Here is a 14,785-nt window from a genome sequence, read left to right as displayed (position 1 = left end):
AGTCGGCCGATCAGGTGTCGCGTTCGATGCATCCGACATCACGCGTGGAGGCAGCGACGGGTCAATACGGCCCGGGCGCACTCTGACCGCAACACCCGCGGGCCTTTGGCCCGGCGGGCAAGATTTATCGCGGAGGCATGCTGTCTTCGCACCGAAAGGACTACATGGATTTCGATATGTTGGGGCTTCAGCCCCGTCTCGTTAAGGCTCTGATCGATCAGGGCATCACCAACCCCACTCCGATTCAAACGCAGGCGATCCCGCATGCCATGAACGGCCGCGACGTCCTGGGCATCGCCCAGACCGGCACCGGCAAGACAGCCGCCTTCGGGCTTCCGATGATCCACGCGCTGATGACGCGCGGGATCGCCCCCGCGCCCCAGACGGCGGCCGGCCTTGTCCTGGCACCGACGCGCGAACTGGCGAACCAGATCGCCGAGGCGATGCGCACCTTCACCAAGGGCAGCCACCTCAAGGTCGCCGTCGTCGTCGGCGGCGCCTCCATGGGCAAGCAGATCGAGGCGCTGCGCCGTGGCGCGGACCTTCTGATCGCGACGCCGGGCCGCCTGATCGACCTGATCGAGCGCCGTGCCGTGCGGCTGAACGAGACCAACTTCCTCGTTCTCGACGAGGCCGACCAGATGCTCGACATGGGCTTCATCCACGCGCTGCGCCGGATCGCGCCGCTTCTGCCCGCTGACCGCCAGACGATGATGTTCTCGGCTACGATGCCGAAACTGATGGCCGAGTTGGCCGGCAAGTTCCTGACCGACCCCGTCCGGGTCGAGGTCACGCGGCCGGGCATCGCCGCGAACGGCATCGAGCAGTCGGTGCATTTCGTGCCGAAGGCCGGCAAGACCGACCTGCTGATCCAGCTTCTGGGCGCGCACCGGGGCGACCTGTCCCTTGTCTTCGCGCGCACCAAGCACGGTGCCGAGCGTCTGATGAAGACGCTCGTTTCGGCGGGCTTCGACGCCGTGTCGATCCACGGCAACAAGAGCCAGGGCCAGCGCGACCGCGCCATCCGCGACTTCAAGGCGGGCAAGCTGAACATTCTGGTGGCGACCGATGTCGCCGCGCGGGGCATCGACATCCCCGACGTGCGCCATGTCTACAACTACGAACTGCCGAACGTGGCCGAGAACTATGTCCACCGCATCGGCCGCACCGCGCGGGCCGGGGCTTCGGGCCAGGCCATCGCGCTTTGCGCCGAGGACGAATTCGGCGAGTTCCAGGCGATCGAGAAGCTTCTGAAGACGCGTATCGCCGTCGTCGGGGGCCGTCCCTGGGCCGCGGAGCATGCCAAGGATCAGACGCGCGCCAAGACCGCACGTCCCCGCAACCGCAGCCGCAAGCCGCGCGGCGGCGTCAAGTACGCGGCCTGAGGGTTCAGCGTCCGAACAGTCTCCTGATCCGGCGCTTCAGGCGCCGGGCCGGGGGAAGCGGGAGGACATGGTGCGCGCCGGGTGCGACAGCGAGGCTTCGCAGGACATCCTTCCTGAGTGCGCCCGCCACCTTCGCCGCCCGTGTCGCGCAGTCCTTCGCGCTGCTTCGCGCCTCGTCCCCAAGACATCGGTCCAGAGCGTCCGAAAGCCCCTCGGGCGTGGCGTCGTCGATGCCCACGACCTCGGGCCAGCCTATAACTCCTGCCTGTTTGGTCACCTTGTCACCGCCTGCGATGGCATCGAGCGCCAGGACCGGGGTTCCCGCCTTCAGCCCCAGAACCAACCCGTGAAGCCGTGTCGTCAGCAGCACGTCGAGCCGTCCGGCGAGGGCGGTGAACTGGTCCGCCGTCTCGGTCAGGGTGCGGTTTGTTTCGGGCGGCCAGAGCGTGTCCATCTCGACGGCTGACAGTCCGCGTGCGCGGATCAGGTCCCGGAGCAGCGTGCCGGCTTCGTCGTGGCGGCGACGGGCTCCGTATTCCGACTGGCGCGTGGCCAGGCAGAGGCCGACGACAGGCACCTGTGTCACGGGCGTCGTGAAGGACAGGTCGGTTCGCACCAGCCGGTCGCTGTCGCGCTCGAGAAGGACGTCGAAGGGCTGGAACGTCGAGAGCGGCGCCACCATCGTCAGGTTCACCCCGATCCAGGTGCAATGTGCGAAGGCGGCGAAGATGTCGGCCATTCCTTCGTACATCTTCTGCGAGAAAGGGCCGCAGACCACCAGAAGGTGAGAATAGCGCGCAGCGTCGAGGGCGCGCGGATCGACCCAGTCGGGGTTGCCCAGTCGGACCTTTCCCGCATAGGGAGCGATGTCGAAGGGGAGGCCCGCCTCGCTCAGCCATCCCTCGACGACCTTGAGCACCTCGGTGTCGCCGAATGTCGAGAAGTGTCCCATCACAAGCGCGCGCGCCTTTCGGCAGGGTCGGGGCTTTCATCGCGTTTCCAATCTCTTGAGGGCGGCTTCGGCATCCAGCCATTCCCGCGCCCACTGCGGCACGCGCAGGGTTTCGGGTGGCGCGGTCCAGGGTTTGCCGGCCCCGGTGAAGTGCAAAATGCGCGGGTCGCGGCGCGAGGCGGCGAAGCGGTCCACATCCGCGCGCCTCAGGGGCGGTCCGGCGGTCCTGTGGTTGCCCCAGATGGCGTTCCAGGCGGGATCGACCAGGGTGGCTCGGTCCTGAAAGACGACGTTCAGGTGATCCTGGTCGCGCAAGCGATAGCGCCCCGCCGCCTCTGCGTCGTCCATGGCGCCGTCGAGGCCAAGCGCGCGGATACGCGCGCAGTCGAGGACCATCACGCCCGCATTGAAGTAGGTGCCCGGGCGGCGCATGCCCAGGCTCTGGAGGTGCCGCACGAAGCGCATATGCCCGGGACGCCACCAAGGCAGGTTGTGCCACCGGACCGACGCGACGGACCGAACGGCCGCGGGGTCGGGAGCTGCGCCCACGGGCTGGCCTGCGAGGTCGGCGAAGGCGAGGGGCGCCACGTCGGACCGCACCAGCGTATCTCCGTCGAGATAGAGCACGCGCCCTTCGATCACTTCGGGCAGGCGGAGACGCAGAAGCGTCGCCGCCGAGACATGCTTGCGGTCGTCCGTCACAGTGGGTCCGGGATCGAGAAAGACCGCTTCGGTTCCGGGAAAGGCCGCGGCAATTCGCCGGACGCGATCCGGGAAGTCGCCCAGGTCGCCAGCGCAGAGGAACACGGCCCGCACCGGGCAGGACGCCGTCCTCAGAAGGGAAAAGAGCGAAACCAGCGTGCAGCGCGCGAAGCCCGCATCCAGCGCCCAGGTCACCGTCGCCGTGCCCTCGGGGGCGTCGGGAAGCCGGGGCGTCACCTTGGCCTCAACTGCCCCGGTACGTCGAATAGCCGTAGGGCGAGAGGAGGAGCGGGACGTGATAGTGATCCTCCTTCGCCATCCCGAAGCGGACCGGGACCACGTCGAGGAAGCGCGGCGTCGGATGATCGGCCGCGTGAGCGTCGAAATAAGCCCCGGCATGGAACACCAGCTCGTAGGTCCCGGGCCGCCACTCCTCGGCCCCGAGGATCGGCGTGTCGGTCCGGCCATCGCCGTTCGTCCTGCGCGAATGCAGGTAGGTGCGCGCCTCGCCGTCGATCCGGTAAAGCTCGATCGTGATGCCGGCTGCTGGAGCTCCACGCGCCGTATCGAGAACGTGTGTCGTCAGGAATCCCGTCATGGCCAAACCTCGCGCACATGTGTCCAACACCTGTGCAGCGGAAACCGGCCGTCGATGCAACCTGAAAACGCAGGTGCGAAATTCGTTGACGGAGCGGCAGTTCCGCGAGCTTCCTGTCGCCACAAACAAAAAAATCAAGGGACGGGAAAAATGACGGACACTTCCATCGGAACGCCGGCGCAGCTACGCGATCCGGATTACACACCACCTCTCATGAAGGCCGTGCCTCTGGGCATCCAGCACGTCATGGCCATGTTCGTGTCGAACGTGACACCGGCGATCATCGTCGCGGGGGCTGCGGGTTTCGGCTTCGGATCGAACAGCCCGGACTTTCCGGAGCTTCTCTACCTGATCCAGATGTCCATGCTCTTTGCCGGGATCGCCACGCTGTTCCAGACCATCGGCGTGGGCCCCGTGGGCGCGCGCCTTCCGGTCGTCCAGGGCACCAGCTTCGCCTTCATTCCCATCATGATCCCGCTCGTTGCGGGCAAGGGCGTCGATGGTCTCGCAGCTCTCTTCGGCGGCATCGTGATCGGCGGCATCTTCCACACCTGTCTCGGCTTCTTCATCGGTCGCATCCGGTTCGCGCTGCCGCCGCTGGTGACGGGCCTTGTCGTAACGATGATCGGTCTCGCGCTGGTGCGTGTCGGCGTACAGTACGCGGCGGGCGGCGTCCCGGCCATCGGCACGCCGGAATACGGCAGCCTGCTGAACTGGTCGGTCGCGCTGATCGTCATCGTCGTGACCCTTGGCCTCAAGTTCTTCGCGCGCGGGATGCTGTCGATCTCGGCGGTGCTGGTGGGGCTTCTCGTCGGTTACGCCGTCGCGATCCTGACAGGGATGCTGCCGGTGTCGTCCATCGCCGCAAGCTGGTCCAACGCCGCCTCCTTCGCGCTGCCAGACCCGTTCCGCTATGGTTTCGAGTTCTCGTTCGCAGCCGTGATCGGCTTCAGCCTGATGGCCATCGTCTCGGCGGTCGAGACCGTGGGCGACGTCTCGGGCATCGCCAAGGGCGGCGCGGGACGCGAGGCGACCGAGGAGGAGATCACCGGCGCCACCTTCGCCGACGGTCTGGGAACGGCGGTCGCGGGCGTCTTCGGCGGGCTTCCCAACACCTCGTTCAGCCAGAATGTGGGGCTGATCGCCATGACGGGCGTGATGAGCCGGCATGTGGTGACCATCGGCGCGATCTTCCTGATCGTCTGCGGTCTGATCCCGAAGGTCGGCGGCCTGATCCGTACCGTCCCGATCGAGGTTCTGGGCGGCGGCGTCATCGTCATGTTCGGCATGGTCGTCGCGGCAGGCGTATCGATGCTGTCCGAGGTCGACTGGAACCGGCGCAACATGGTGATCTTCGCGATCTCGCTATCGCTCGGCCTTGGGCTTCAGCTTGAACCCGATGCGCTTCAACACCTGCCGGCCACGGCGAAGATCCTGCTTACCAGCGGGCTGCTGCCGGCAGCGGGTCTCGCCATCGTGCTGAACCTCATCCTGCCCGAGACGCTCGAGGACGAGGCGACCGAAGAGATCTCCGGCGGCCTGTCGGGTTCGCGGGCCTGAACGAACCGCCCTTGCCCGCTCTGGCGGGCAGGGGCATCCTCCTGGGGCAGACGTAGCCCCGGACCATTCCATGACCGACGCCCCCCGATATCCTCGTGACATGACCGGCCACGGCGAGACGCCGCCCGATCCGCAATGGCCGAAGGGCGCGCGGATCGCGGTGCAGATCGTGCTCAACTACGAGGAAGGCGGCGAGAACAACATCCTGCACGGAGACGCGGCGTCGGAGGCGTTCCTGTCCGAGATCGTGGGCGCGGCCCCGTGGCCGGGTCAGCGGCACTGGAACATGGAGTCGATCTACGAATACGGCGCTCGTGCGGGGTTCTGGCGGCTGCACCGGATGCTGAAGGACCTGCCCGTGACGGTCTACGGCGTCGCCACCGCCCTGGCCCGCGCGCCCGAGCAGGTCGCGGCGATGAAGTCGGCCGGGTGGGAGATCGCGTCGCACGGTCTGAAGTGGATCGAGTACAAGGACGTCCCGGAGGCGCAGGAGCGCGCCGACCTGATCGAGGCCATCCGCCTGCACGCCGAGGTCACGGGCGAGCGCCCGCACGGCATCTACACCGGCCGGTCGTCGATGAACACGGTCCGGCTGGCGGCGGAGGAGGGCGGTTTCGCCTATGTCGCCGACGCCTACGCCGACGATGTTCCCTACTGGATCAGGGTCGGCGAACGCGACCAACTTGTCGTGCCCTACACGCTCGACGCCAACGACATGCGCTTCGCGGTCGCGGCGGGGTTCGGCGGGCCGCGAGAGTTCGAGGACTACCTGAAGGACAGCTTCGACATGCTCTATGCCGAGGGCGGGCGGATGCTGTCGATCGGCCTTCACTGCCGCCTCATCGGGCGGCCGGGACGGGCACTGGCGCTGAAGCGCGCGCTCGACCACATGGCGGCGCACGACGGCGTCTGGTTCGCCACGCGCCTCGACATCGCCGAGCATTGGGCTCGGCTGCATCCACCCTCCAAGACCCCACGTCCCTCGGAGATGACGCGCGAGGACTTCGTTGCGGCCTTTGGCGGCGTCTACGAGCATTCGCCCTGGATTGCCGAACGGGCCCGGGCGCTGGAGCTGGGTCCGACGCACGACACCGCACGAGGCGTCCACTCCGCGCTGACCCGCGTGTTCCGCTCGGCCTCGGAAGAGGAGCGCCTGGGTGTCCTCAAGGCGCACCCCGACCTCGCCGGTAAGCTGGCTCAGGCGAAGAGACTGACGGCGGAATCGACCTCCGAACAGTCCTCCGCAGGTCTCGACGCGCTGACGGACAAGGAACGCGAGGATTTCGAGCGGCTGAACGCGGCCTATGTCGAGAAATTCGGTTTCCCCTTCATCATCGCCGTAAGAGACCATGACAAGGCCGGCATCCTGCGCGCCTTCGAGACGCGGATCGCGCATGACAGGGCGGAGGAATTCGCCGAGGCCTGCAGGCAGGTCGAGCGGATCGCCGAGCTGCGCCTCATGGACAAGCTCGGGTGAGCCGCGAGATTCGTTGCGAGCCGCTTACGGCGGCATCCTTCGCACCCTTCGGCGACGTTCTGGAGGCGGCGGGCGTGCCCGACCGCATCATCAACCAGGGGCTCTGCGGGCGCTTTCACGACCTCGCCGCTCTCGATTTCTCGGATGGCCGCGCCGGGATCAGCGTGTTTCTCGCCGAGCCGCGGACGCTGCCCCTGACGCTCGAAATGGTCGAACGCCACCCGGAGGGCAGCCAGGCCTTCCTTCCGATGACGCAGCATCCGTTCCTCGTGATCGCGGCGCTGGATGACGGCGGCGTGCCTGGAACACCCCGCGCCTTCCTGACGGAACCGGGGCAGGGCGTGAATGTCCACCGAGGCACCTGGCACGGCGTGCTGACCCCGCTTCACGCGCCGGGCCTCTTCGCCGTCGTCGACCGGATCGGAAATGGGGCGAACCTCGAGGAGCACTGGTTCGAGACGCCTTGGATCGTGTCGGAGCGCTGATCTTCATCTTGCCTGAAACACGCCGGGGGGATCCGGGGGGCAGCGCCCCCCGTCCTCAGAACGGCACGAGCGGCATCTGCCGGTTGACGTCCTTGTAGAGCAAATAGCGGAACCTCTGCGGCCCGCCCTCGTAGCAGGCCTGCGGGCAGAAGGCGCGCAGCCACATGAAGTCGCCCGCCTCGACCTCGAGCCAGTCGTCGTTCAGGCGATAGACCGCCCGGCCCTCGAGCACGTAAAGCCCGTGCTCCATGACGTGGGTCTCGGCGAAGGGGATCACGCCGCCCGACTCGAAGGTGACGATGTTGACGTGCATGTCGTGGCGGAGGTCGGCGGGGTCGACGAAGCGCGTCGTCTTCCAGCGGCCGTCCGACAGCTCCATCGCGACCGGCGCGACAGCGTTCTCATTGGCGATCAGCACGTCGGGGAGAGGCAGGCCCTCGACCCTCTGATACTTCTTCCGGACCCACATGAAACAGGCCGAGATCGCGCCCCGGTTCCACAGGGCCCAGGGCACCCCGGGAGGGATATAGGCATAGCCGCCGGGTGTCAGGCGGTGGAGAATGCCCGCGATGGTCAGTTCGATCTCGCCCTCGGTGACGAAGATCACGCATTCCGCCTCGGGGTCATCCTCGGGGCGGTTGGTGCCGCCCATGGCGAAGACCTCCATCGCGACCTGCGCGAAGGTTTCGGCGAAGCCCGACAGGGGCCGCGCCAGAACCCAGCCGCGCGTCTTTTCCCAGTTCGGGAAGAAGCTTGCCGTGATGTCCTTGGCGCAGCGGCGCGGGATGAAGGCGTAGGCCTCCTTGAAGACGGCGCGGTCGGTGACGAGGGTCGTGGGGTCCGGCTTGCCGCCTTTCAGCGAATAGTAGGTGTTCACCGTCATGCGTTGCCGCCCCTCTCGAACCGGCCGGCTTCCTCGGCGGCCTTCCGCAGCGCCTTCGACTTGTTGACCGTCTCCTGCCATTCGGCCTCGGGGTCGCTGTCCCAGACGACACCGCCGCCCGACTGGATGTAAAGCTGCTGGTCCTTCAGGACGGCAGTCCGGAGCGCGATGCACATGTCCATGTCGCCCCCCGCCGAGAAGTAACCCACGCCGCCGCCATAGACGCCGCGCTTCTCGGGCTCCAACTCGTCGATGATCTCCATCGCGCGGACCTTCGGCGCGCCGGACACCGTTCCCGCAGGCAGGCCCGCCAGAAGCGCCGACAGCGCGTCCTCGTCTTCCCGCAGTTCGCCCACGACGTTCGAGACGATATGCATGACGTGGGAGTAGCGCTCGACGATGAATTCCTCGGTCGGATGCACGGTGCCGATCTTCGCGACGCGGCCGACGTCGTTGCGGCCGAGATCGAGAAGCATCAGGTGTTCGGCCAGTTCCTTCTGGTCGCTCAGGAGGTCGGCTTCGAAGGCGCGGTCTTCCTCGGGCGTGGCGCCCCTCGGCCGGGTTCCGGCGATCGGGCGGATCGTCACTTCGCCGCCGAAGACGCGGACGAGGATCTCGGGGCTTGCGCCGATGACTTGAAACCCGCCGAAATCGAAGTGGAACATGAAGGGCGAGGGGTTCGTCCGCCGCAGCGCCCGGTAAAGCGCGAAGGGCGGCAGGCGGAACTCCTGCTTCCAGCGCTGCGAGGGGACGACCTGGAAGATGTCGCCTGCCGCGATGTATTCGCGCGCCTTCTCGACTGCGGTCTTGTAGGCCTCCTTCGAGAAGTTCGAGACCGGCTCGGCCACGGGCACGTCCTCGCCGAAGTCGCGGTGCGCCTCTGGCACGGGGCGTTCCAGATCGCGGACCGCGTCCATCACCCGTTCGGCCGCCTGCGCATAGGCGGCGCGAGCCGAGAGGCCGGAGGACACCCAGGCCGGCGAGACGACGATGACCTCGCCCTTGACCCCGTCCAGCACTGCGACGACTGAGGGGCGCAGGAGTACCGCGTCGGGCAGGCCAAGCGGGTCGGGGTTCACGTCCGGCAGGTGCTCGACCAGCCGGATCATGTCGTAGCCCAGATAGCCGAAAAGCCCGGCCGAGGCGGCGGGCAGGTCGTCCGGGATGTCGATCCGGCTTTCCTCGATCAGCGCTCGCAGCGAGGCGAGGGGGTCCGACGCCTCGGCCTCGAAACTTTCGCGGTCGTAGCGGGCCTGGCGGTTCATGCGCGCCTGCGTCCCGCGGCATTCCCACACGAGGTCAGGCTTCATGCCGATGATCGAGTACCGCCCCCGCACTTCGCCGCCCGTCACGCTTTCCAGCATGAAGGCGTCGCGGCGGGCGCCGGTCAGCTTCAGCATCAGCGATACCGGCGTGTCGAGGTCGGCGGCCAGGCGCGTGTAGACGAGCTGGTTCCGCCCCGCCTCGAAGCCCGACGCGAAGGCGTCGTATGCCGGCTGAAGCGTCATTCTACTGAAGTTGCGCGTTGACGGCCGAGATCGCCGACTGGTTCACCTCGACCTCGCGGGTATCGAGAAGCGACGACGTATATGCGGTCAGCAGTGCGCCCGAGAAGTCGCGGGCAATCCCTTCCGAGAAGGCCGCCTTGGCACGCGCGGCTTCCTCCGAGGTGCCGTCCGGCACGTTCACGGCGTCGAGCCGGACGACCCAGGCGTCGCCGTCCGCGGCAAGGACCGCGATCTCGTCGGGCTTCAACTGGAACAGCGTCGTGACGAAATCGGGCGGCGTGCCCTCGACGAGAGCGTCGCGTCCCACGCTTCTGTCGGTCTGGAGATCGAGGCCGAGCGCCGCCATCTCGCGGCCGTTGCGGACCTGGTCAGCGATCGTCTCGGCCTGGGCGGCGAGCGTTTCCTGGCGACGCTCGGTCAGAAGGGCCGTGCGGACGTCGTCCTTGACCTCTTCGAGCGGCCGCAGTTCGGGGGCCTTCACCTCGTCCACCTTCAGCGCGACGATGCCGCCGTCCTCGAGTTCAATCACCTCGGGAAAGCTGTCCGGCGTGGCCTGTGAAGCCGCTGCACGGAAGGCGTCATAGGCCGCGATATCGTCGAAGACTTCGTCGTTCCATTCGATCGTGCCCGCCTCCATATCGGTCCGCTCGGCCAGAAGCGCCATGTCCGCGCCGCCTGCCAGCATGTCCTCGATCTGGGGAGCCGACTCCACGATGATGCGCCGCGCGCGGTCGGCGGCGGCTTCTCCGGCCAATTCGTCGCGGACCTCCTCGAAGCTCGTCTCCTGCGCTGCAAGGACGCCGTTCATGCGGTAGAGCGCAGGTCCAAGGCTGGACGGCAGGGGGCCCACGACGCCGGGTTCCTCCAGCGCGAAGATCGCCTCGCCGGCCTCACCCAGATCCTCGAGCGATACGTCGCCCAGGTCGATGTCCGCCAGTTGCAGGCCGCGCTCGGCGACGAGGTCGTCGAAGGTGGCATCGTCCGCATCGAGACGCGCCTTGGCTTCCGCGGCCGCCGCCTCGCTGCCGTAGACCAGCCGTTCGACGAGGCGGCGTTCGGGCTGGATGAACTCCTCCTGGCGCTCGTCGTAGAGGGTCCGAAGCTGCGCATCGTCCACCTCGACATCGCCCACCAGCATGTCGGGCGTGAGCCAGGCGTAAGAGATCACCTTGGTTTCAGGACGGGTGAAAGCGTCGGGGTTGGCCTCGTGATAGGCGGCCAGATCCTCGAGGGACGGCTCGGGCAGCGGCTCCGCCAGGTCTTCCTCGGTCAGCCGGGCCCAGGTGACGTCGCGGGTTTCGCGCGCGAAGGCGAAGAGGGTGTCGGTGAAGAACGGCGGCGTCTCGACACCTGACGCGACGGCCTGCCGCAGAAGGCCCTCGGCGAGGTCCGACCTTACGCGCGTCTCGAAGTCGGAGACCGAGATGTTGCTCTGCTGGAGCGCCATTTCGTAGGTCGTGCGGTCAAACCCGGCGGCGCTTTGGAAGGCGTCGGCCTGGCGGATCTCGCTCACCACGTTCGCGTCGCCGACCGACAGTCCGATGCGCCGGGCCTCGTCCTCGAGCGCGGCTTCGGTCACGACGCGCGACAGGGCCTGACGGTCGAGCCCGATCAGTTGTGCCTGCTGGACCGTCATCGGCTGGCCCGTCGTCTGCTGGAAGCGTCGCACTTCGGCCTCGACCGCGCGGGCGTAGTCGTTGACGCCGATCTCGGCCGATCCGACCGTGGCGACGGTGCGAAGCGAGCCGCCGAAGTTCGTCACGCCGAAGCCGGCAAGCCCCATGACCAGAAGAAGAAGGATCACCACGACGGTGGGGTTGGTTTTCTTCTTGCCGGCCATGCGCGGTCGTCCTCCTCGTGCCCCGAAGCCCTTAGGAAAAAGGGTCGCGTCGATCTAGCGCGACCCGGGATGCAGGGCAAGGGACATCGGGATGGGGGAAAGGCCGCTCAGTCCTTGCCGCGGTAGGGCTCGACGTACTGAAGCGCCATGTCCCAGGGGAAGAAGATCCAGGTATCCTGGCTGACCCCGGTGATGAAGGTGTCGACCATCGGCTCGCCCTTGGGCTTGGCATAGACCGTGGCGAAGTGGGCCTGGGGATAGAGCCTGCGGACAAGCTCCAGGGTCTTGCCGCTGTCGACCAGGTCGTCGACGACGAGGATGCCGGTGCCATCGCCCATCATTTCGGCGTCGGGCGCCTTGAGCACCTGAGCCTCGTTCTGCGACTGGTGGTCGTAGGACTTGACGCTGATCGTGTCGACGGTGCGGATGTCCAGTTCGCGCGCCACGATCATCGCCGGCGCCATCCCGCCGCGGGTGATCGCGACGACGGCCTTCCAGCCGCCGTTGAGCGGGCCACGTCCATCCAGCCGCCAGGCCAGCGCCCGGCTGTCACGGTGGATCTGATCCCAGGAGACGTGGAAGCCCTTCTCGTGCGGCAGGCGGTCGTTCATGGCGTCACTCTTTCTTGTCGTAGGTCATGTCGGGCGCATCGAGCGCTTTCATGCCGACGACGTGGTAGCCCGAGTCGACGTGGTGGACCTCTCCGGTGACGCCTCGGCTGAGATCGGACAGAAGATACATCGCCGCGCCGCCCACGTCCTCGATCGAGACGTTCCGGCGCAGGGGCGAGTTATATTCGTTCCACTTGAGGATATAGCGGAAATCGCCGATCCCCGAGGCGGCCAGCGTCTTGATCGTGCCCGCGCTGATCGCGTTGCAGCGGATGCCGTCACGCCCCAGGTCCTCGGCGATGTAGCGCACGCTGGCCTCGAGCGCGGCCTTGCACAGACCCATGACGTTGTAGTGCGGCATGACCTTTTCGGCGCCGTAATAGGTCAGGGTCAGAAGCGATCCGCCGTCAGGCATCATCGCGGCCGCGCGGCGCGCGACGGCGGTGAAACTGTAGACGGAAATATCCATGGACATCAGGAAGTTGTTACGCGACGTGTCAATGTAACGACCGCGCAGTTCGGCCTTGTCCGAGAACCCGATGGCGTGGACGAGGAAGTCGAGTTTGCCCCATTTTTCCTCGAGTGAGGCGAAGAGCGCGTCGACGCTGTCGGCGTCGCCCACGTCGCAGGGCAGGACGATGTCGGAGCCGAGTTGCGCGGCCAGTGGCTGGACCCGCTTCAGAAGCGCTTCGCCCTGGTAGGAGAAGGCCAGTTCGGCCCCCTGTTCGGCGCAGGCTTTCGCAATGCCCCAGGCGATCGAGCTGTGGTTGGCCAGCCCCATGATGAGGCCGCGTTTCCCGGCCATCAGTCCTGCGGTCATTTTCAGCCCCCGACCCGTTTATCTCGCTCAGGGTCTATGTCATCACGGTGTCTGCATCAAGTATGCGGACCGTATGCGGAGTGTAGGGCAAATGGCGGACCGAGGCGGCATTTTCGAGGGCGACGACCCGATCGCGATCGCGCGCCGCTGGCTGGCCGAGGCCGAGGCGTCTGAGCCCAACGATCCTAACGCCATCGCGCTGGCCACGGTCGACGCCGAGGGTCTGCCGAACGTGCGCATGGTACTGCTGAAGGACATCGAAGACGACGCCTTCGTCTTCTACACCAACTACGACAGCGCCAAGGGTGCCGAGTTAGGGCAGACCCCCAAAGCCGCTTTCGTGATGCATTGGAAGAGCTTGAGGCGGCAGGTTCGTGTGCGGGGAACCGTCACGCGCGAGGTGGGCCCGCAGGCCGACGCCTATTACCGGAGCCGCGCCCTGAAGAGCCGCATCGGCGCCTGGGCGTCGAAGCAGTCGACACCTCTGTCGTCGCGCGAAAAACTGGTCGCCGAGGCGGCGAAGATGACGGTGGTGCACGGTCTCGACCCGAAGCGGCCGCCGTTCTGGGGCGGGTTCCGGATCGACCCGGTCGAGATCGAGTTCTGGGCAGACGGCGAGTTCCGTCTCCATGACCGCTTCCGATGGACCAGGTCGGCGGCGGACCGTGCTTGGAGAGTCACACGTCTGTATCCCTAGGCGGGCGCTCGGCGAAAAAAAGTCGTATCGCCCCGGATTAAAGTTGCATAAACTCAGGTTTACAGCCCACTAGTGCAATAATAATGGGTGGAAGACCCGAGGGATGATGCAACAGATGACCGACGCCGAAAAAGACGGGGCGCGCGTCACCGGTACCGTTAAGTGGTTTGATCCGTCGAAGGGTTTCGGCTTCGTCGTTTCCGATCAGGGCGGACCGGACATTCTCCTGCATGCCAACGTTCTTCGGAACTTCGGCCAGTCTTCGGTGGCGGACGCAGCCGGCATCGAAGTGATCGTGCAGGAGACGGCGCGCGGTATACAAGCCATAGAGGTTCTTCACATAGAGCCTCCGGCATCGATGGACGCCGACGAGCTGGCCTCGTCGGGCGGCGAAATCGCCGAGCCTGTCGACCTGTCGCTTCCCCTCGTGCCGGCCCGCGTGAAGTGGTTCGACAAGGCGAAGGGATTCGGATTTGCCAACGTCTTCGGGCGGGGCGAGGACGTGTTCCTTCACATCGAGGTTCTGCGTCGGTCCGGACTGGCGGACCTTCAGCCGGGCGAAGCGGTGTCGCTTCGTGTGGTCGAGGGAAAGCGCGGCCGCATGGCGACACAGGTGACTTCATGGGAATCTGCCCTTCGTTCGGAGCCGGAAACGGAAGACGGAGCCTAGCACTCGTCCTTCTTGTCCTGCCTGCCGGAGCCTTTGCCGCCGCGTGCGACGAAGGCCGGGTCGAATTGCGCGGCGATGGCGGCCGGGCCGCCTTCTCGGTCGAGGTCGCGGACGACCCGAGCGAGCGTTCCGTCGGGCTGATGAACCGGCCCTCGATGCCGAAAGGCGCGGGCATGCTCTTCGTCTACGAGCGTCCGCAGCGTGCCGTCTTCTGGATGCGCAACACCCTCATCCCCCTGGACATGATCTTCATGGACGAGACGGGAGAGGTGACGCATGTCCATTCCGAAGCGGTGCCCCTGGACGAGACCGGCATCGACGGCGGGGAAGACGTGAAGTTCGTGCTCGAGATCAACGGCGGCCTCGCCGAGCGCCTCGGCATCGCCGAGGGCTACGAGATGCTTCATCCGAGCGTTGGCGACATTGCGGCCTGGCCCTGCGGCGAGTGACCCCTTTGGGCTTTTCACGCCGCCCGGCAGGGTCTAGGTAGACGTCGTCGGGGCGTAGCGCAGCCTGGTAGCGCACCTGTTTTGGGAACAGGGGGTCGTGAGTTCGAATCTCTCCGCCCCGACCACTTCGAAGCCGTCGTTTGCCGGG

General features: G+C 66.7%; 16 protein-coding genes and 1 tRNA gene. 9 read left to right on the top strand and 8 right to left on the bottom strand.

Going from position 1 to position 14,785, the window contains the following annotated elements:
• The first annotated feature begins 164 nt into the window (after window positions 1–164).
• A complete protein-coding gene (locus EF888_RS12630) occupies window positions 165–1,385 on the top strand; it encodes a DEAD/DEAH box helicase (RefSeq protein WP_109758253.1) in 1,221 nt (406 codons plus the stop codon).
• A gap of 4 nt (window positions 1,386–1,389) precedes the next feature.
• Here the strand turns inward: EF888_RS12630 and EF888_RS12625 are convergent, their stop codons facing one another.
• From EF888_RS12625 to uraH, 3 genes are read right to left on the bottom strand one after another with little or no spacing between them, the layout of a single operon-like run.
• Window positions 1,390–2,337 carry a polysaccharide pyruvyl transferase family protein gene (locus EF888_RS12625; RefSeq protein ID WP_109758254.1) on the bottom strand — a complete coding sequence of 316 codons (948 nt, stop codon included), beginning with the start codon at window positions 2,335–2,337 and terminating at the stop codon, window positions 1,390–1,392.
• A 36-nt stretch (window positions 2,338–2,373) separates the two neighbouring features.
• On the bottom strand, window positions 2,374–3,276 hold the full coding sequence (locus tag EF888_RS12620) for a glycosyltransferase family 8 protein (protein ID WP_164721681.1): 903 nt from the start codon (window positions 3,274–3,276) through the stop codon (window positions 2,374–2,376).
• 7 nt (window positions 3,277–3,283) lie between these two features.
• Window positions 3,284–3,637 (bottom strand): hydroxyisourate hydrolase, encoded by a 354-nt coding sequence (uraH, locus tag EF888_RS12615; protein ID WP_109758256.1) that lies wholly within the window; start codon window positions 3,635–3,637, stop codon window positions 3,284–3,286.
• Between uraH and EF888_RS21840 the strand changes: the two genes are divergently transcribed.
• From EF888_RS21840 to EF888_RS12600, 4 genes are all read left to right on the top strand, one after another.
• The gene (locus EF888_RS21840; protein ID WP_164721680.1) at window positions 3,636–3,791 is read left to right on the top strand and encodes a hypothetical protein; all 156 of its coding nucleotides are present in this window, start codon (window positions 3,636–3,638) and stop codon (window positions 3,789–3,791) included. The two genes, uraH and EF888_RS21840, sit on opposite strands and share 2 nt — an antisense overlap.
• Window positions 3,788–5,197: a uracil-xanthine permease family protein gene (locus EF888_RS12610; RefSeq protein WP_109758257.1), complete on the top strand. Its 1,410-nt coding sequence runs from the start codon at window positions 3,788–3,790 to the stop codon at window positions 5,195–5,197. The genes EF888_RS21840 and EF888_RS12610 overlap by 4 nt, the downstream gene beginning before the upstream one ends.
• A gap of 70 nt (window positions 5,198–5,267) precedes the next feature.
• Entirely contained in the window at window positions 5,268–6,674 is a 1,407-nt protein-coding gene (puuE, locus tag EF888_RS12605; protein WP_109758258.1) for an allantoinase PuuE, read from the top strand.
• Window positions 6,671–7,159 (top strand): ureidoglycolate lyase, encoded by a 489-nt coding sequence (locus EF888_RS12600; protein ID WP_109758259.1) that lies wholly within the window; start codon window positions 6,671–6,673, stop codon window positions 7,157–7,159. The genes puuE and EF888_RS12600 overlap by 4 nt, the downstream gene beginning before the upstream one ends.
• Before the next feature lie 55 nt (window positions 7,160–7,214).
• On the opposite strand, the gene EF888_RS12595 is transcribed toward EF888_RS12600, so the two are convergent.
• From EF888_RS12595 to fabI, 5 genes are all read right to left on the bottom strand, one after another.
• Complete coding sequence (locus EF888_RS12595) at window positions 7,215–8,042, bottom strand: bifunctional allantoicase/(S)-ureidoglycine aminohydrolase (protein WP_109758260.1); 828 nt, start codon at window positions 8,040–8,042, stop codon at window positions 7,215–7,217.
• Window positions 8,039–9,550 (bottom strand): anthranilate synthase component I, encoded by a 1,512-nt coding sequence (trpE, locus tag EF888_RS12590; RefSeq protein ID WP_109758261.1) that lies wholly within the window; start codon window positions 9,548–9,550, stop codon window positions 8,039–8,041. The genes EF888_RS12595 and trpE overlap by 4 nt, the downstream gene beginning before the upstream one ends.
• 1 nt (window position 9,551) lies before the next feature.
• A complete protein-coding gene (locus EF888_RS12585) occupies window positions 9,552–11,390 on the bottom strand; it encodes a peptidyl-prolyl cis-trans isomerase (protein ID WP_109758262.1) in 1,839 nt (612 codons plus the stop codon).
• 107 nt (window positions 11,391–11,497) lie between these two features.
• Window positions 11,498–12,001: a xanthine phosphoribosyltransferase gene (gene gpt / locus EF888_RS12580; RefSeq protein ID WP_109758263.1), complete on the bottom strand. Its 504-nt coding sequence runs from the start codon at window positions 11,999–12,001 to the stop codon at window positions 11,498–11,500.
• Window positions 12,002–12,005: 4 nt separating this feature from the next.
• Window positions 12,006–12,821 carry an enoyl-ACP reductase FabI gene (gene fabI / locus EF888_RS12575; protein ID WP_109758264.1) on the bottom strand — a complete coding sequence of 272 codons (816 nt, stop codon included), beginning with the start codon at window positions 12,819–12,821 and terminating at the stop codon, window positions 12,006–12,008.
• Between the two features lie 91 nt (window positions 12,822–12,912).
• Between fabI and pdxH the strand changes: the two genes are divergently transcribed.
• From pdxH to EF888_RS12555, 4 genes are all read left to right on the top strand, one after another.
• Entirely contained in the window at window positions 12,913–13,518 is a 606-nt protein-coding gene (gene pdxH / locus EF888_RS12570; RefSeq protein WP_109758265.1) for a pyridoxamine 5'-phosphate oxidase, read from the top strand.
• A 115-nt stretch (window positions 13,519–13,633) separates the two neighbouring features.
• A complete protein-coding gene (locus tag EF888_RS12565; protein ID WP_241239661.1) occupies window positions 13,634–14,188 on the top strand; it encodes a cold-shock protein in 555 nt (184 codons plus the stop codon).
• Window positions 14,140–14,637, top strand: coding sequence for a DUF192 domain-containing protein (locus tag EF888_RS12560; RefSeq protein WP_109758267.1), 498 nt, complete (start codon window positions 14,140–14,142; stop codon window positions 14,635–14,637). Before EF888_RS12565 ends, EF888_RS12560 begins: the two co-directional genes overlap by 49 nt.
• A gap of 48 nt (window positions 14,638–14,685) precedes the next feature.
• Window positions 14,686–14,762, top strand: a tRNA-Pro gene (locus tag EF888_RS12555).
• The last annotated feature ends 23 nt before the right edge of the window (window positions 14,763–14,785 follow it).

The organism is Silicimonas algicola (assembly GCF_003970735.1).
GTDB lineage: Bacteria > Pseudomonadota > Alphaproteobacteria > Rhodobacterales > Rhodobacteraceae > Silicimonas > Silicimonas algicola.
Note: the sequence above shows the minus strand (reverse complement) of the source record. Positions and strands in the feature narration are given on the sequence as shown.